Here is a 17,733-nt window from a genome sequence, read left to right as displayed (position 1 = left end):
CATCAGGCAGCGGCTATGATGTCGCTGCCTGCTATTTTTCGGTCAAAAGAGAGACGTAAGTGACTGACCAATCAAATAACAATCAATCCGTGCAATGGAAGATAGCCGCGGGTGAGCAGCCTACCGACGATCCCTTGCTGGATTGTTTGGTATTGCTTACCGAACACTATGGTACACCTTGTTCGGGTGATGCGTTGGTCGCGGGTCTGCCGATGACCAATGCACTACTTACCCCGGATATGTTTCCGCAAGCGGCGGGTCGAGCGGGCCTTGCTGCACGCTTGTCACGCCGTAATTTGGATAATTTAGGGCCGCTATTGCTCCCTTGCGTGATACTGTTAGCGGATCAAAAAGCCTGTGTATTACGTGAGATCGATAATGAAGCCGGTACTGCATTAATTCAGCTTCCAGAAAATGGTGGTGAACAAACCATGCAGCTCGAAGCGCTCGAGTCGATGTATGTGGGCTACTGCTTTTTGATCAAGCGCCAGTACCGCGGCGATCAATCAGTCGACTTACATCTGCATGACAATAAGATCCATTGGTTCTGGCAAACGGTTAAAGACGCGGCACCTATCTATCGTGATGCGTTATTAGCCTCTGTGCTGGTAAATTTATTCGCGCTGGTCTCGCCGCTTTTCGTGATGAACGTCTACGACAAAATCGTCCCTAATTTGGCGTTTGAGTCCTTGTGGGTGTTAGCCAGTGGCGCGACGCTTGCTTATTGCTTTGATTTTTTAATGCGCAAGCTTCGTTCGTATATGATTGATATGGCGGGAAAAAAGGTTGACATTATCGTCTCCTCCCGTCTGTTCGCGCGGCTGATGGGGACACCGCTCGTTAACCGAGGAAACAGTGTCGGTGCAACCGCAAAGCAACTGGGTGAGTTTGACTCGGTACGCGATATGCTGACCTCAGCCACCATCACCACCTTAGTGGACCTACCCTTTGCCGTTTTCTTTGTCGCTATTATCTATTTGGTGGCTGGGGATCTCGCGATCGTCCCGGTTGTGGCTGGTTTATTGATTTTGGGTTATACCATTTCCGTGCAGCCCAAACTGCGTGCCGCTATTGAAGAGAGTAACAAGTACGCCTCCGAACGCCATGGCCACTTGATAGAAAGCCTCTCGGCGTTAGAGGGCGTTAAAGCCAGTGGGGCGGAAGGGATTGTACAGCGTAGCTGGCAACAAATGACCGCGCATACGGCGAATTGGAACTTTAAAGTCAAACAAATCACCAACAATGTTTCTTACATTGCCACCTTCATCACCCAGATGATGGCGATTGCCGTGGTGATCCTGGGGGTATACCGGGTGGCGGATGGCGACATTTCCATGGGTGGGATCATCGCGGCAGTGATGCTCTCTAGTCGCGCGGTGTCACCGATGGCGCAAATGGCCAGCTTACTCAACCGTTGGAATCAAACTAGCACCTCGCTCCGGCAGCTGAATGCGATGATGGAGCAAGAAGACGAATTTGCCGATAAAGGGCACCTTGTCAGTCGCAAGCGCCTTAAAGGTGAACTCAGTGCCGATAACCTAGCCTTTAATTATCCAGAGACGGAAAAGCCTGCGCTGTACCCACTTAACTTTCGGATTCAACCGGGCGAAGTGATTGCTATCTTGGGGAAGAATGGCTCGGGAAAAACCACCTTATTGAAGCTGTTGGCGGGGCTTTTTCAGCCCCACCAAGGTAGCCTGCGGTTTGATGGCGTTGATAGTCGCCAGATACACCCTTCAGACCTGCGTCGCAACGTGGGCTATTTGGCGCAGGATGTGACGCTGTTCCACGGCACTATTCGCGAAAACATCATGTTTGGGACGCGCCAGGTGACTGAGCACCAACTGATGCGTGCGGTTCAGCTGTCAGGCGTGAGCTTGTTTACTGCGCAAGATCATGAAGGCTTAGATAAACAAGTCGGGGAGCGCGGTGAAAGACTGTCTCGTGGCCAACGGCAAGCGGTTTCCTTGGCGCGAGCATTACTTAACGAACCCCCCATGCTGGTGATGGATGAGCCGACGGCTAGCCTAGATGCACACGCCGAAAACCAGTTTATTAAAGCGATGGAGGTCGCAGCCAAGTCACGAACACTGGTGATGGTGACACACAATATGGCCCTCCTTAACATGGCGCAGCGTGTGATTGTGATGGATAAAGGTCGTATTGTGATGGATGGCCCGCGCGATAAGGTGTTGAGCAAGCTCAACAAGGGAAGTGTGTAATGGGCAAGCCGGTTAAAAAAACGAGTCAACCCACTGATCTCGACATGGTCGATGATGTTTATGGCGCCATGATGACAGACACGCCACTTAAATACCGAGCGGTGGTTTGGGTGGCCTTGCTCCTTATCGTCAGTTTTATTGTCTGGGCCGCCTTTGCTGAGCTTGATCGTGTCACCCGTGGTAATGGCAAAGTTATTCCTCCCTCCCATGTTCAACTTATCCAGAGCCTGGATGGCGGTATTTTACAGGCGATGTATGTCGATGAGGGTCAGCTGGTTGAAAAAGGCATGCCCTTGGCGCGTATTGATGATACGCGGTTTCGCTCCGATCTGGCTCAGCAAGAGCAAGAGGTCGATAGCCTGCGCGCGTCGGTGACGCGGATGTACCATGAGCTTGACAGTGTCACGCTACAGCCGGCCAGTAAGCCGTGGCAACAACAGATCGATGTCACCATGCGCTCGATGACATTTCCTAACGAATTAACCAGCAGAAAACCGAATTTGGTCGCGCGACAAAAATCGGAATACCGCAGTCGACTAGAGAGTCTCAGCAACCAATTAGAGATCCAAGCGCGTCAAATCGTACAAAAAAGGCAAGCGCTGGAAGAGGTCGCCTCTAAGATAAAAACCTTGACCAACTCGATGTCAATTATGCAGCGTGAGATCAATATCACACGTCCTTTGGTGGAAAAGAAGATTGTCTCAGAAGTGGAACTTCTCAAACTAGAGAGACAGATCAATGATATGGACGGTGAGCTAACCAACTTAAAGCTTTCACGGCCAAAGATAAAAGCCTCATTGGATGAAGCGATATTGAAACGCCGCGAAGCTGCTTTGCAATTTATCAGCGAAACACGCGCTAAACTGAGTGAAACGGAAGCGCGGCTATCTCGATTAACAGAAGCGAAAGTGGGTGCTCAAGACAAGGTGAATAAAGCGGTTATCACCTCTCCGGTTAATGGCACGGTGAAAACAATACATATCAATACCCTCGGTGGGGTTGTTGACCCGGGCGAAGATGTGATTGAAATTGTGCCGACAGAAGATCAGCTGCTCGTCGAAGTAAAAATTTTGCCAAAGGATATTGCGTTCCTGCATCCGGGGTTACCCGCCGTTGTGAAGGTGACCGCCTATGACTTTACCCGTTATGGCGGCCTGGACGGCACCGTCGAGCATATAAGTGCCGATACGACGCAGGATGAAGAAGGCAATAGCTTTTATTTAGTACGGATAAGAACGGAATCATCACACTTAACCAGGGAAGATGGCACACCGATGCCGATTATCCCTGGCATGTTGACGTCGGTGGATATTATAACCGGCAAGCGGACAGTACTGGAATACATACTTAATCCTATCTTACGAGCAAAAGAAAACGCATTACGTGAGCGCTGAGAAATAGACTAATAGGAGCAATAACGTGCTGAATTTCTCGCATGTGGTCAAAAAAAAGCGTGTTGCGACGCTTATCCTGGCAATGAGCTTAAGCTCGCCGGCAGCCATGTCGCAAACCTTAGAGCAAGCGGTGGCGCGCTCTTTGGAATCTCATCCGCAGATCCGTCAAGCGTTTGCAAGGTATAAAGCCAGAGAACAGGCTATCGAGCAAGCCGAAGCCGGCTATTATCCCACACTGGATGCAACGGCAGGCGTGGGCTGGGAGCGCACCGATACCCCCGCGACACGTCGTGACACGACCACTGACGATGAGGTTGACTTGACGCGCCGTGAGCTGGGCGTGTCGTTGCGTCAGGTACTTTTCGATGGTTTCCGTACGCAAAACGAGGTCTCTCGCACCGAGAATGAGGCGACGGCTGAACAGTGGGCACTGATCGCGACCGCTGAAGACAAGGCGTTAGAGGTGGCAAAAGTATACCTAGATGTGCTTGTCGCCGATGAGGTGGTCACACTGGCGGAGAAAAACTTGGAGAACCACCAAGAGATTTATGATGCCATCAAAGAAAGTAACGAAGGTGGGTTTGCCAAAGCCAGTGACTTATCACAGGTCACAGGGCGCTTAGCGCGTGCGAACGCTAATTTAATGTCTGCACGTAATAATTTAGCGGACGCGCGTAGTACGTTTACCAAAATGGTGGGGGCGACGCCGGAGAATCTTCACCTACCAAGGCCTGATGAGGCGATGCTACCATCATCATTGGATACATTGATGGCGCGAGCCCTAGAAAAACATCCAAGGTTGCGCTCTGCACAAGCGGATATTGCGGCGGCGAATGCGGCCCGTGATGGCTCGCGTGCGGCTTACTTACCTGAGTTCAACTTAGAAGTAGACGCCAACTGGAACGACAATGTCGGGGGAGAAGACGGTGCCGGTCCGCCAGATGTCGGTGGCGAGAATAATAATGTCCAAGCCATGGTGCGCATGCGTTACAACTTATTTAATGGTGGCGCTGACCGAGCACGTGAACGACAAACGGCTTACCAGACTATCGAAGCGCGTGAAATTAATGAAATGGCGCATCGTGATGTGATTGAAGGCGCGAAACTGGCTTGGAATGCCCGCACCTATCTTGAGCAGCAACGCGATTTTATGCGTCAACATGTCGAGGCGGCGACCGATACGCGTGATGCCTATCGCGAAGAATTTCGCTTGAATGCCCGTACTTTGTTGGATGTGCTTGACTCGCAAAATGAGCTGTTTGAAACACGCCGCGAGTACCTGAGTAAAGAAGCGGACGAACGTTATGCGCAGTATCGTATTTTGAACGCAACAGGGGAGCTTTTAGCCTCCTTACGGGTCGATATGCCTGCAAGTTGGGATACAGAGTCTTTGACGGGCCAGGAGCGTGAACAATGAAACAGCTAGTCATCGTTTTAATCACTGGGCTATTGCTTGGTGGCTGTGCCCCACAAGCTGTTCAACCCATGGAAGACACTGTGACGCAACGTCGTGATTTAACGGATAGCGATAAAGACGGTGTGATTGCCGCGCGAGATCAATGTGGTGATAGTGTTGAACAAGCCAAGGTGAACAATGAGGGGTGCCCAAGTGAGCGTATCGAACAAGAGGCGTTTGAACTCAACGTTCAGTTTGCCACTGCGTCTGCCCAGGTTCGTGAAGAGCAGTATGCGGATATTCGCCGCCTTGCGGACTTTATGCGCCGTTACCCCAAAGCCAGGGTGACGATAGAGGGTCATGCGAGTAAAGTGGGCAATGCAGAATACAACATGGCGCTGTCTCAGCGACGGGCGGAAGCCATTGCCAATGTGCTAGTGACACAGTTTTATATTGACAAAAATCGTGTGGATGCCCAAGGGTTTGGGGAAACCCAACCGTTGATTGATGACGAGAGTGACAGAGCGAATGAACAGAATCGCCGTGTGATAGCATTTGTGTCAGGCGAACATGGGGTAACGGAGAAACGATGGACGATATACTCGTCAGAAGAGCAATAGTTCAGCGCGATAACCTAGACATGAACAGAGGCGTGGAATGACGCTCCATCAACGTGTGCTCTCGTTTGTCATAACCGCTGCCGTGGTCATCCTTTTGGTGACCACGGCAGTGGTTTTTCATTTTGGCGTACAACAGATAGACCGAGAGCAGCAGCAACACTCACGCTTATTAAGCCAGTCACTCGCAGAGGCGTTACCTGTGGTACTTGAACAGGGCGACACGCAAAGGCTCAATAAACTGGTTTCTCACTTTATCACCATGCCTCAGGTGGAGAGTATTGTTGTCAAGCCGATGCTCTCGGGAGATCGTCAAGTGTGGGAGTCCGACTCTCCGGTTCTGGATGCACCGGGGTGGTTTATACAACTGACGGGGCTCACAACCCGTACCCGATCTGTCTCGGTAACCAATGGCTGGACTCAGTTAGCACAATTGACCATCGCCATCGCGCCGCAGCGTCACATTGAAGCCCTATGGAGTCGACTTTTACAGCTCGTATTGGGGTTAATGGCAGTGAGTGTACTGATAAGCTTGGGGGCCTCGGTCATGTTCCTTCGCGTGACGGCTCCACTGGGTGAGCTACGAAAACGGTTGAAAGCATTAGGTCATGGTGATTTCCACCCTGCGCGAGCCAAGACGCGTGTCAATGATTTGGTGGCTTTACAAAGTGCGTTTAACCTTGCCGGTCAGCAAGTTGCCAAAGTGCAGCAATCACAACAAGACGAGTTGGCACGCTTGCGCGATAAATTGATGGTTGATCCTGTCTCAAGATTACCTAACCGAGGCTACTTCCAGCATCAGTTGCAAAGTTACATAAAAGACGGCGTGGGTTGTACGCTCGTGCTCATCGAAGTCTCTTGGTTATCGCGACTGCGCGCACGTTATGGTTACCAATATCGTGATCAGTGTTGGCGCTTGCTAGGAGAAGCGTTAACACAAGGGGAGCTGGCGCAAAGCCATCAATTAGTGGCGCGTCTAAGTCATAACGAGATCGCGATACTGCTGACAATTGATGAAGAGCACTTAGTGCGTCGCTACTTGAGGCAACTGTTGCGCGCGATAAACCAAGAGCTGGAGCATATTGCCTTGCCCGTCAACCAAGGGTTTCATCTTGGTTTAGCGAAAACATGTACAGATGATACGGCCAGCCTCATGGCCAAAGCGGATAATGCCTTACAACAGGCTAAGCGCCAAGGTGACGTCTATTTCTGGCCTTCTGACGAGCAAGCTGACAGTCGTACTCGAGAGCAATGGCGGCAGATATTACTGGATGCGCTGAATAAAAATCCGCTCGCGCTTTATGCCCAGCCGGTTCGCCATCGCGATAATCAACATAATTGGCACCAAGAAGTGTATGCCCACCTTTGGGTGGATGAGAGTTGGCTGGCTGCGGGTCAATTGTTGAACCGTATTTCAATGTACGCATTGGGTGAAGAGTTTGATAAGTATGTGCTGACTAGGATTGATGAATACGCAAAAGCTAACCCTATTACGGATAAGTTAGCGGTCAACCTGACGTTAGAAAGTGTTAAAAGCCAAGCCTTCCATGATTGGTTACAAAACTTTTTGTTAAAAACCTACTTGGCCAATAAGTTGACGTTTGAAGTGAGCGAAATGGCAGTGCACCAAGAGCCTCAGGCATGCCGAGCGTTGTTTGAGATTATTCGAGAGCAAGACTTTGAGGTCGGCGTCGATCACTTTGGGCGTGATATGGATAATGTCGATTATATTAAAAATATAGACCCAGACTACGTGAAGCTCGATATTGGCTTTGGCCAGCCCTCGAGCGATGTTGACGATGTGTTCATTCGCATGTTGGTGAATATTGCCGCGTCTCGAGAGATTAAGGTGATTGCTACGGGCATTGAGCAATCAGAGCAGCATCAGTATTTTCATCAGTTGGGCTGCCACGGGTACCAGGGATATATTCTCCCTCCCATTCGGCTTGATAGTGACCACGCGCACGGTGGTCACGAGCGTCGCGACTAGGGGAGTCGTTTTTCCATTATCCACGCATCTTCACGACAGCCGTCGGCACAGCGGTAATACTGTTGCCGGCGGTGAACTACTTGGAAACCATGCTTTTGATAAAGTGCTTTGGCAGGCATGTTACTCTCTCTTACCTCTAGCCAAATACTGTCCGCCCCAGCATGACGTAGTGTCGTTATCATCCCGTTTAAAAGTATCCATCCCCACCCTTGTCCCTGATAATCCGGATCGATAGCAATATTCAACAGCTCGGCTTCACCCGCGATACAGCGTGTATAAAAATAACCGATGATACATGAGGGAGCGGTGGTCAAGCGCAGTACGTAGTGATGGTCAAACTGATGAGACGAAACCGCCAGTTGTGCGGCTGACCATGGAAAGAGGTGGGCGCGCTGCTCAATGGCGGCGATCGCCACAACATCGTCGTGATCAAGTGGGGTAATCTGATAATCACTCATACTGACAAATTTGACGCCAAAGATCGCGCTTAGCCGCAGGGTTATCGTGCATCTGCGCTAAAGGCTGTGAATACAAGCTTTTCACGCCATCGACAATCACCTCAACAGAGCCAATATACCAACACCAGCTAAGGTGATGTTCGCCAAGGGCTGGCAACGCAGCATGGGGAAGTTGGCGAGCCTGTTCGGCATTTAATTTCATGCTTTTTAGGATGTTGCCAAATAGCCACGCATCTTGATCACTGAGAGTGTGATCACAAACCAGCAAGAGTTGGCAGTGGTCAGGCAATTGGATCACTTCTTGCTCACGGCCGTAGATTTCTGGGTGTCGCAATTGCCACACATCGAGATCCATGGCTTGTAAACGCTGGATATCCGTTAACATAGTTGGCTGACTCTCACGTTGACGTCGCGGCGGTGAGCTGTTTATACCACCAAATATCGTCCGGGTATAAGGGGGCAAACTCGGCCTGTTCGGCGGCGTCACTGGGGGCAATTTTTAACAGACTATAGCCCAGTTCAAACAAGGTAGACTCAGCCTCGTCTAACAGCGGCATCACCAAGTTTGCATCTGGGCTATGCCATAACGTAATTTCTTGGGTGTTATTGGCGGTTTGAGCGTCGGTGACGGCAATGTGCCCTAATATCTCTCCCATATCATCGGTCGCCAGGAGAGAAAGCGATATCTGTCCCGTTTCGCGCAGCTGTTGAAGCTGATCGGCTTGCACGGGACGCATGAGCGTCTCTCGCCACCAACCGTCTAACCGAACCAGGTCGGCGGGCGCTTCTGTACGAATCATCATCACAGAGGTCGTGGTTATTAAATGGTGTAGCCAGAATAACGGATTCCCGATCCCGTGCAAGAGGTGACTGCGGTTTGTGTTTGATGCTTACGCAGCTAAATGCATAAATAGTCAGCAAATTGTGCAATATGGCGACACAGTCTCCCCTGTTTGCTGATTTTGAGTCCTTTATCTATTTTTACAGTAAAATATGCGGTATATAGTGAGAAAAGCTTGAACCCATGACGCGTGCCTCATAAAGTGCTACTGACAACAAAGTTAAAAGTGTCTAATATATGAGACGTTTGCCTCGCCAATGAGATGGTCGAGAGTGATTTCCAGATGTGAGCTTTTCATGCCAATATCGTCGTTAAATGATTGGTTCTACTGCTTAACCGATAATAGTCCGTTCCTTTTTGCCATTCTCGACAGCAATGATTGCTACCTTTACGCCAACCAACGCTATAGCGAGCTGTCTGGCTTGGCCTTGCCGTCGTTAAAGGGGTTATCCGATATCGATACCCTAGGCGAGGCGTTTTATCAGTCGGTCAAACCACATTATGACAAAGCCCGACGGGGTGAATGCGCCGAGGGAGAGGTGCTTCTTACTGATAACTACCATAGCACTAGCTTTCACTTCAGTGTTGCCCCCTTGCCGAATGTCGCTGATGAAAGTGGCAAGCCCTGCGTGATTTTTCATGCCGCAGATACATCCGAACGCCAAGTATTAGCCAGTGCGCTCGAAGAGGCGGAGGAAAAATACCACCGTCTTAGTCAACTTATCGATGATGGCTGCTGTGTGGTTGAAGATGGCTGTATATTATCAGCGAACCCTGCAGCCGCTGGGTTATTGGGCGTCGGAAGTCTCGATGCGTTGGTGGGTGAGCCTTTATCAGACTATCTCGTGTCGACAGAGAAAGCGTCTAGCACCATTGACAGCCTATCGCGTACGCCGCTTGAGCAAGGTGTGTCGGTAGTGAGTGCAAAAAACAGCGCGCCGCTGACGGTGAGCCAATCACCCATCCATCTTTTGGGCAAAAAAGCGCATATGCTGCGTCTACAACCGACAACGACTGACTCGTCGGTTAAGCGCTTAAAACCCACCGAAAAAGAGGATGCCAGCAAAATCGGTGAGCAACAATCCGCTTATACGGATGCCTTGACCGGTCTGTATAACCGCTATGGCTTCAGCCGAGAGTTGGATAGGTTGATCAAAGCACAAACGCCGTTGGCGATGCTGTACCTTGATGTCGATAATTTTAAAAATATCAATGACTCTCTCGGACACCATGTTGGCGATCGTGTGCTTCAGGATATTGCTCAGCGTTTACGCGCCTTGCTCTCGGCGGATACCATTGTTGGCCACTTAGGCGGTGACGAATTTGCGGTGCTGCTGCCTAAGCCCGCAACGGACGACGCGCCTGATCAACTGGCCGACAAAGTCGTCGGTGCGATTAGCCAGCCTTTTGAGCTGCATTATTTTAGCAAGTATCTGGCGTGTTCAGTGGGAATGGTGCGTTATCCCGATGATGGTAAAGACGCGCGTCAGCTGCTGCAAAATGCCGATACCGCAATGTATGAGGCCAAAGAGCAAGGCCGAAACCGAGTGGTCGCCTATCATGACAGCATGAGTAAAGAAGCACGGATGCGGCTTTGGTTGGAAATCGAGCTACAAAAGGCCTTACAAAACAACGGCCTGGAAGTCTGGTATCAACCTAAGGTCAGTGCCAGTGATTATCGTATCAACGGTGCTGAAGCCTTGGTGCGTTGGAAACATCCGGTTGAGGGTTATATCAGTCCTGGGCGTTTTATTCCGGTCGCAGAGCGCTGCGGACTGATTGAAGCGCTTGGACGCCATGTGATGCGCGAGGTCTTTCAAAACGTGCGTCGCTGGCGTCAACAAGGCATGCTGCCGGGGCGAGTGGCGATTAACTTATCGCCAGAGCAATTTAGCAGCCCCAAGCTGACCGAGCACATGGAAAAGCTGATTAAAGCCACGGGAGCGAAACCAGAAGATATTACTTTTGAGTTAACGGAAAGCGCGGTGATGAAAAACGATGAGCATGCGCTGAATATGCTCAATGCGATTAAGTCACTGGGCTTTGCCCTCTCGATTGATGACTTTGGCACGGGCTACTCATCCTTGTCTTACCTTGCTCGTTTTCCGCTTGATGAGCTTAAAATTGACCGCGCGTTTATTCACGATATGGATGCTTTGAGTAAACAGGTGACGCTGGTGGAAAGCATTATTCATCTCGGCCGAGCCATGGAAATGACCGTGGTGGCAGAGGGGGTCGAAACCCGTCAGCAGGCGTCAGTGCTCACTAACCTGCATTGTGACACCATTCAAGGTTATTATTTTCACTCGCCCATGCCCAAGCATGAGTTTGAAAAGCTATTGCTGAAAAGTAAGCCCAACAAGCAACCTCCACAGGCACTGGCACCCAGTGCGCAGACAAGCTAACCGGATACCTATTGGTTGGTATTACTCAGGATCAAAAATAGAGCAGTGAGCCTGCTCTATTTTTATTTTTGAGGCGCTCAGGAATGAAATACTAGGGCCGACGGTAGGCGAGCCGATTGAGCTCAAGTAACGCATAGCGATGTTCGACAAACTCATACACGTTGCCTGACATGGCAAGCTTATACAATGCCACGGCGCGATCCTTGTCGCCTTGGAATTGATAGCGTTTAGCAAGGTAAAAGTAAGCTTCACATAAACGTTCTGCGAGCCGTTCATTGTCTTCACCTTGCGAGGCAAGTTGCTCTAGCAGCTCACGTTCGCTGAGCTCACCGAGGTACATATCGACAAGCTGCCAGCCCCAACCCGCGGTCTCCGCATTCGCTTTCCGCGTTGCTAGCGCTTGTTGCGCTTTGGTTTCCCCTTTCCAATCGCGCTCCACTAAATAAAGCCAAATGAGGCGATAAGGATCGTCGCTATCTTCTTGGTAGTGATGGAGTAAGTCTTGATGGGCCAGGCGATAGCGCCCCCCGTAATAAAGGGCAATGCCTCTGTTACGCGCGGCATAGCTGTGGCTATTATCCAGCTCTAACGTCGAGTCAAAGGCCTCGTAGGCAGCATCATAGTGGCCATTTTGGGTAAAATAGACGCCGAGAATATTAAACACATCAGGTTGATCAGGCTTGAGTGACAGCGATTGATTAAAATCCAATCGCGCCAAGTCGCGCATCCCTAAGCTATCATGCATGAGTCCACGCTCATAATGCAGCTGTGCGCGTGCATCGTCACTCAAATCATCGCGGGCAAGCAGCTGGTCTATACGTGCCAGATGCACTTCCTGTTGCAGCGTGGGCTGTAAGGGGACGGCCATAGGAGGAAAGGTCCACTGGCTGGTACAGCCGGTCAATAATAACAGCGCCAGAATAGCCAGAGGCTTATAAAATCCCGCCCGTGGCTGAGTAAAAATGGTCATGAAGGCGCATCTCCGTGTAAAAAAAAGGGGGCCTCAGCCCCCTTTATACCATGAATGACGATATGACTTTAAGCGTCAGTGCTTGGTGCTTCTTCTGCTGGTGCAGCATCAGCGGCGGGGGCTTGTTCTGCCGACGCTTCTTTCATGCTCAAGCGGATGCGACCTTGACGGTCAACTTCCAGCACTTTCACGTCTACCTCTTGGCCGATTTCGAGATAATCAGACACCTTCTCAACGCGTTGATCAGCGATTTGAGAAATGTGAACCAGACCATCTTTGCCGCCAATCACTGAGACGAAGGCACCGAAGTCAACGATACGCTGAACCTTACCGGTATAGATACGGCCCACTTCGACTTCTGCAGTGAGTGCTTCGATGCGTGAAATGGCATCTTTGGCAGCTTCACCGTCGGTGGCCGCAATTTTCACTGTGCCGTTGTCGTCGATTTCAATGGTGGTGCCAGTTTCTTCGGTAAGCTGACGGATCACGGCGCCACCTTTACCAATGACATCGCGGATCTTATCTGGGTTGATGCTCATGGTGTGGATACGAGGCGCGAACTCAGAGATATCGTCGCGTGCCGAGCCGATGGCTTGATCCATCACATCGAGGATGTGTAAACGTGCGCCTTTAGCTTGGTTCAATGCGATTTGCATGATCTCTTTAGTGATCCCTTCGATTTTGATGTCCATCTGCAAAGCAGTGACACCGTCATCCGTACCGGCCACTTTAAAGTCCATATCACCGAGATGATCTTCATCACCTAAGATGTCGGAAAGCACAACGAAATCGTCGCCTTCTTTCACCAGACCCATGGCGATACCGGCTACGGATTTTTTCACCGGTACACCGGCATCCATCAGCGCAAGCGATGTGCCGCAGACAGATGCCATTGAGGAAGAGCCGTTGGATTCGGTGATCTCAGAGACCACACGCAGTGTGTACGGGAAGTCGTCCTGGCTTGGCATCACAGCAGCAATACCGCGTTTGGCTAGGCGACCATGGCCGATTTCGCGGCGCTTTGGTGAGCCAACAAAACCGGTTTCACCCACACAATAAGGAGGGAAGTTGTAGTGCAGCATGAAGCCTTCTTGACGCTCACCCATGATAGAATCAATGGTTTGCGCGTCACGCTGAGTACCCAATGTCGCGGTGACTAGCGCTTGCGTTTCACCACGGGTAAACAAGGCGCTGCCGTGTGTACGTGGTAATACGCCCGTACGCACGTCGAGGGCGCGAACCATGTCTTTCTCACGGCCATCAATACGTGGTTCACCGGCAATGATGCGGCTGCGTACGACTTTCTTTTCCAAGTCGCCGAGCATGCCTAGGATTTCACGCTCATCCAAGGTCTCGTCTTCGCCGAGTAGTGCAGCCACTACTTCCTGTTTCACTTGACCAATCTGCTCGTAACGAGCCATTTTTTCAGTGATTTGGTATGCCTGAGCCAATGGGCCTTGTGCCATTTCAGCCACACGGGTTTGTAGCGCAGCGTTCACTTCTGGCGCTTGCCAATCCCAAGTAGGCGTTCCCACTTCGGCGGCAAATTCTTTGATTGCGTTGATCGCGGTTTGCTGTTGCTCATGACCAAACATCACCGCTTGTAGCATTTGCTCTTCGCTTAGGCGATCCGCTTCAGACTCTACCATCAGTACCGCACCTTCAGTACCGGCGACCACAAGGTCAAGCTTGCTGTCGTCTAGCTCTGCTGGGCTTGGGTTAAGCACGAGTTCATCGTTGATGTAACCGACGCGCGCCGAGCCGATGGGGCCGTTGAATGGGATGCCTGAGATAGCGAGTGCTGCCGAGGTACCCAGCATGGCAACAATGTCAGGGCTCACCGCTGGGTTAACAGATACGACGGTTGCAATCACTTGGACTTCGTTTTTGAACGAGTCCGGGAATAGCGGACGGATAGGGCGGTCAATCAGACGTGCGGTCAGGGTTTCTGACTCAGAAGGGCGACCTTCGCGCTTGAAAAAACCACCTGGGATTTTACCTGCCGCGTAGGTACGCTCTTGGTAGTTAACCGTCAATGGGAAGAAGCTTTGGCCTTCAGCCGCTTCTTTTTTACCGACCACAGAAACGAATACCGAGGTATCGTCCATGCTAACCATAACAGCACCATTGGCTTGACGTGCCATCACGCCCGTTTCCAATGTCACTGTATGATTGCCGTACTGGAATGTTTTTACGATTGGATTCACAGATTATTTCCTTGTTGCTGAGGGATAAACCCGTTGGTTTATCTCACTAAGTGTCGGCTTTCAGCTGCTCACCATCGCGACTAATGACAGCAGGCTGCGCGGGTGTTTGGCCTGCTTGGGCAGTATGCTGTCAATAGTCGCGACCTTATGGTCGACGTTGTTGACTGTGTGACAGCTGAAAGTGGCGCTAATTATACACGTGCTTGGCCGATAACGACACCACGAGGCGGTCAAATGGCAACATTTGTGATGGGTTTGGCAAGCAATATTGACCCTAACGGATGCAGATAACACGGCGAAGTCAGATTTGTGAATTGAAGCTGACTACAAGATCAGCGAAAATACGCCACCTTTGTGAATGACCCTCTCAGCTGGCGCCTGATTGCCGCCTGAAGCCAACAAGAAGATAACCTCTATGTCAAATACACTGCTGCAACAGGAAGTTGATAAACGCCGCACGTTTGCGATTATCTCGCACCCAGATGCGGGTAAAACCACCATCACCGAGAAGGTGCTGTTATTCGGACGTGCCATTCAAACGGCGGGAACCGTGAAAGGGCGTGGCTCTAACCAACATGCCAAGTCTGATTGGATGGACATGGAAAAAGAGCGTGGTATCTCTGTCACCACCTCGGTGATGCAATTTCCTTACAACGACTGCTTAGTGAACCTGCTCGACACACCAGGGCACGAGGATTTCTCGGAAGATACGTACCGGACACTGACCGCGGTCGATTCGTGCTTAATGGTGATTGATGCGGCGAAAGGTGTCGAGGATCGTACCCGTAAGCTGATGGAAGTCACCCGTTTACGTGATACTCCGATCATTACCTTTATGAACAAACTTGACCGTGATATTCGCGACCCAATGGAGCTGCTTGATGAAGTAGAAAGTGAGCTCAATATTGCGTGTGCGCCGGTATCGTGGCCGATTGGTTGCGGGAAAGGCTTCCAAGGTGTGTACCATATTCATCGTGACGAAAGCATTCTGTATCAATCAGGCCAAGGCCATACCATCCAGGATGCGCGTATCATTAAAGGCTTGAATAATCCTGAGTTGGATGAGGCGATTGGTGCAGACATTGCGCAAGATTTGCGTGACGAGTTGGAACTGGTGATGGGCGCGTCTCATGCGTTTGACCATGAACTGTTTTTAAGCGGTGAACTCACGCCTGTTTTCTTCGGTACCGCACTGGGTAACTTTGGTGTGGACCATATGTTGGATGGTCTGACCGAGTGGGCACCCAAGCCCATGGCGCGCCCAACCCATGATCGTGAAGTCAAGGCTGACGAAGAGAAGTTCTCCGGCTTTGTATTTAAAATTCAAGCCAATATGGATCCACGCCACCGTGACCGGATTGCCTTTATGCGTATTGTCTCTGGGAAATACCAGCAAGGGATGAAACTGCGTCATGTGCGCCTCGGTAAACAAATCAATATTTCCGATGCGGTGACCTTTATGGCAGGAGATCGGTCACGGGCTGAAGATGCGTTTGCGGGTGATATTATTGGCTTGCACAACCATGGCACCATTCAAATTGGCGATACCTTTACTCAAGGAGAAGATCTGAAATTTGCGGGGATCCCGAATTTTGCCCCAGAGCTTTTCCGTCGGATCCGTCTCAAAGATCCATTGCGCCAAAAGCAGCTGCTTAAAGGTTTGATTCAGCTGTCTGAGGAAGGTGCGGTACAGGTGTTCCGTCCGTTGCAATCAAACGACTTAATTGTCGGTGCGGTCGGTGTGCTCCAGTTTGATATGGTAGTGGCACGCTTGAAAGCCGAATACAACGTGGATGCCTTGTATGAGCCGATTAATGTCGCCACCGCGCGTTGGGTAGAGTGTGATGACGAGAAGAAGCTGGACGAATTTCAGCGTAAAAACCAAGCGAACTTGGCTTTGGATGGCGGTGACAACTTGACGTACATTGCGCCGACCATGGTTAATCTAAACCTCACGCAAGAGCGCTTCCCGGATATTGATCTCAGAGCGACCCGCGAACACTAAGCGGGGGAGAGGGTGGGGTCGCCCGGTTATTACAAACGTGCACCGGATAGCGATGACGCTCTCCTCTTTCACGCCATGCTATACTGCCGTCTGTAACTAGACGGCTTTTTAATGGCATAAAGTTGACAAAGCAAGGATGCCAATAATGATGATAGCGAGGATTAAACGTTGGGTGGCACATTACGATGCCTGGTGCCTGCGAATGGGGCTTGGCGAGGATAACCGCCGAAGCTGTGTGCCTATCAAGCGTTCAGAAAAAACACCGACCCCACCAACGTCTCAGCATGATTGATACGCATTGCCATTTTGATTTTTCTCCGTTTCGTGAGGCACCAGAGTCGTACTGGCAGGCGGCACGCGAAAAAGGCGTGACGCGGATGGTGGTCCCTAGTGTTAGCGAGGATAACTGGTCGGCGGTGCTGTCGCTGACTGAACGTCTGCATGGTGTATATGCAGGATTGGGACTACACCCATGTTTTCTCGATGCTCACACGGACACCAGCCTGGATAAACTGGAACGGGCATTGAGCGCGCGCCCTACGCGTTGTGTCGCCGTCGGGGAAGCCGGGCTCGACTTTGTTGTCGCGAACCAAAATACCGCTCAGCAGCGCCAGCACGCGCTATTGGAGGGGCAGCTCTGGCTCGCACGCCACTATGATCTCCCCATCATTCTGCACAGCCGCAAAGCGCATAACCCATTATTACGCGCGGTTAAAGCCTATCCAGGGATACGCGGGGTGTTACATGCGTTCAGTGGCAGTGAACAGCAGGGTAAACAGTTTATTGATGCGGGCTTGATGCTCGGGGTAGGCGGCACGGTGACCTATTCTCGCGCGCAAAAGACCCGCCGCGCCATTGCTCAGCTACCTTTGGAGCACCTCGTCCTTGAAACCGATGCCCCCGACATGCCTTTGGCCGGATTTCAAGGAAAACCGAACACCCCCTCTCAGGTATCAAGGGTTGCTGATGTGGTTGCTGAGTTAAAAGGCTGTGATAAAGATCATCTCATGACCGAAACATCAGACAACGCTGAAAGATTGTTTGGCTTTGATTGAGCGGGAACGGGCAAAAGACAAACGTTTGCGGTTGCATAAGCTCACAAAACTAGATCAAAGTCATACTTATTGATGCATTACAAAATAGTTTTACAGCGAACTGTGATTGGAATATTACTTTAATGTGACTGCGATGCGTATAATCCCTCCCCGGAAGCCAAATTCCACTTTGT

Annotated in this window: 13 protein-coding genes; 8 read left to right on the top strand and 5 right to left on the bottom strand. The window is 50.9% G+C overall.

The window, feature by feature from the left end:
* The first annotated feature begins 59 nt into the window (after positions 1-59).
* Genes FCN78_RS10595 through FCN78_RS10575 form a run of 5 tightly spaced genes read left to right on the top strand, consistent with a single transcriptional unit; the run spans position 60 to position 7,619 of the window.
* Positions 60-2,222, top strand: a complete 2,163-nt coding sequence (locus tag FCN78_RS10595) for a type I secretion system permease/ATPase (protein WP_069362757.1) — start codon at positions 60-62, stop codon at positions 2,220-2,222.
* Entirely contained in the window at positions 2,222-3,616 is a 1,395-nt protein-coding gene (locus tag FCN78_RS10590; RefSeq protein WP_069362758.1) for an HlyD family type I secretion periplasmic adaptor subunit, read from the top strand. Before FCN78_RS10595 ends, FCN78_RS10590 begins: the two co-directional genes overlap by 1 nt.
* 25 nt (positions 3,617-3,641) lie before the next feature.
* A complete protein-coding gene (locus tag FCN78_RS10585; protein ID WP_235607608.1) occupies positions 3,642-5,033 on the top strand; it encodes a TolC family outer membrane protein in 1,392 nt (463 codons plus the stop codon).
* Complete coding sequence (locus tag FCN78_RS10580; protein WP_077659703.1) at positions 5,030-5,632, top strand: OmpA family protein; 603 nt, start codon at positions 5,030-5,032, stop codon at positions 5,630-5,632. The genes FCN78_RS10585 and FCN78_RS10580 overlap by 4 nt, the downstream gene beginning before the upstream one ends.
* Before the next feature lie 37 nt (positions 5,633-5,669).
* Positions 5,670-7,619, top strand: coding sequence for a bifunctional diguanylate cyclase/phosphodiesterase (locus FCN78_RS10575; RefSeq protein ID WP_077659704.1), 1,950 nt, complete (start codon positions 5,670-5,672; stop codon positions 7,617-7,619).
* On the opposite strand, the gene rimI is transcribed toward FCN78_RS10575, so the two are convergent.
* Genes rimI through FCN78_RS10560 form a run of 3 tightly spaced genes read right to left on the bottom strand, consistent with a single transcriptional unit; the run spans position 7,616 to position 8,880 of the window.
* Positions 7,616-8,077 (bottom strand): ribosomal protein S18-alanine N-acetyltransferase, encoded by a 462-nt coding sequence (gene rimI, locus FCN78_RS10570; RefSeq protein ID WP_077659705.1) that lies wholly within the window; start codon positions 8,075-8,077, stop codon positions 7,616-7,618. The genes FCN78_RS10575 and rimI overlap by 4 nt on opposite strands.
* Complete coding sequence (locus FCN78_RS10565; protein WP_069362762.1) at positions 8,070-8,462, bottom strand: DNA polymerase III subunit psi; 393 nt, start codon at positions 8,460-8,462, stop codon at positions 8,070-8,072. Before FCN78_RS10565 ends, rimI begins: the two co-directional genes overlap by 8 nt.
* A gap of 13 nt (positions 8,463-8,475) precedes the next feature.
* On the bottom strand, positions 8,476-8,880 hold the full coding sequence (locus FCN78_RS10560) for a GNAT family N-acetyltransferase (RefSeq protein ID WP_069362763.1): 405 nt from the start codon (positions 8,878-8,880) through the stop codon (positions 8,476-8,478).
* A gap of 334 nt (positions 8,881-9,214) precedes the next feature.
* Between FCN78_RS10560 and FCN78_RS10555 the strand changes: the two genes are divergently transcribed.
* Positions 9,215-11,323: a sensor domain-containing protein gene (locus FCN78_RS10555; protein ID WP_077659706.1), complete on the top strand. Its 2,109-nt coding sequence runs from the start codon at positions 9,215-9,217 to the stop codon at positions 11,321-11,323.
* Between the two features lie 91 nt (positions 11,324-11,414).
* On the opposite strand, the gene nlpI is transcribed toward FCN78_RS10555, so the two are convergent.
* Positions 11,415-12,293 (bottom strand): lipoprotein NlpI, encoded by an 879-nt coding sequence (nlpI, locus tag FCN78_RS10550; RefSeq protein WP_069362765.1) that lies wholly within the window; start codon positions 12,291-12,293, stop codon positions 11,415-11,417.
* A 68-nt stretch (positions 12,294-12,361) separates the two neighbouring features.
* A complete protein-coding gene (gene pnp, locus FCN78_RS10545) occupies positions 12,362-14,500 on the bottom strand; it encodes a polyribonucleotide nucleotidyltransferase (protein ID WP_069362766.1) in 2,139 nt (712 codons plus the stop codon).
* A 415-nt stretch (positions 14,501-14,915) separates the two neighbouring features.
* On the opposite strand from pnp, the gene prfC reads away from it, so the two are divergent.
* A complete protein-coding gene (gene prfC / locus FCN78_RS10540; RefSeq protein WP_069362767.1) occupies positions 14,916-16,505 on the top strand; it encodes a peptide chain release factor 3 in 1,590 nt (529 codons plus the stop codon).
* Positions 16,506-16,789: 284 nt separating this feature from the next.
* Positions 16,790-17,560: a TatD family hydrolase gene (locus tag FCN78_RS10535; RefSeq protein ID WP_077659707.1), complete on the top strand. Its 771-nt coding sequence runs from the start codon at positions 16,790-16,792 to the stop codon at positions 17,558-17,560.
* Positions 17,561-17,733: the final 173 nt, after the last annotated feature.

It is taken from the genome of Salinivibrio kushneri, from assembly GCF_005280275.1.
Classification (GTDB): Bacteria; Pseudomonadota; Gammaproteobacteria; order Enterobacterales; family Vibrionaceae; genus Salinivibrio; species Salinivibrio kushneri.
Note: the sequence above shows the minus strand (reverse complement) of the source record. Positions and strands in the feature narration are given on the sequence as shown.

Excerpts from the sequence above, each read along its gene's own strand:
- prfC (WP_069362767.1), top strand. The coding sequence starts at position 14,916 with ATGTCAAATACACTGCTGCAACAGGAAGTTGATAAACGCCGCACGTTT.
- FCN78_RS10555 (WP_077659706.1), top strand. The coding sequence starts at position 9,215 with ATGCCAATATCGTCGTTAAATGATTGGTTCTACTGCTTAACCGATAAT.
- rimI (WP_077659705.1), bottom strand. The coding sequence starts at position 8,077 with ATGAGTGATTATCAGATTACCCCACTTGATCACGACGATGTTGTGGCG.
- nlpI (WP_069362765.1), bottom strand. The coding sequence starts at position 12,293 with ATGACCATTTTTACTCAGCCACGGGCGGGATTTTATAAGCCTCTGGCT.
- FCN78_RS10565 (WP_069362762.1), bottom strand. The coding sequence starts at position 8,462 with ATGTTAACGGATATCCAGCGTTTACAAGCCATGGATCTCGATGTGTGG.
- FCN78_RS10535 (WP_077659707.1), top strand. The coding sequence starts at position 16,790 with ATGATTGATACGCATTGCCATTTTGATTTTTCTCCGTTTCGTGAGGCA.
- FCN78_RS10590 (WP_069362758.1), top strand. The coding sequence starts at position 2,222 with ATGGGCAAGCCGGTTAAAAAAACGAGTCAACCCACTGATCTCGACATG.
- FCN78_RS10580 (WP_077659703.1), top strand. The coding sequence starts at position 5,030 with ATGAAACAGCTAGTCATCGTTTTAATCACTGGGCTATTGCTTGGTGGC.
- FCN78_RS10575 (WP_077659704.1), top strand. The coding sequence starts at position 5,670 with ATGACGCTCCATCAACGTGTGCTCTCGTTTGTCATAACCGCTGCCGTG.
- FCN78_RS10560 (WP_069362763.1), bottom strand. The coding sequence starts at position 8,880 with ATGATGATTCGTACAGAAGCGCCCGCCGACCTGGTTCGGTTAGACGGT.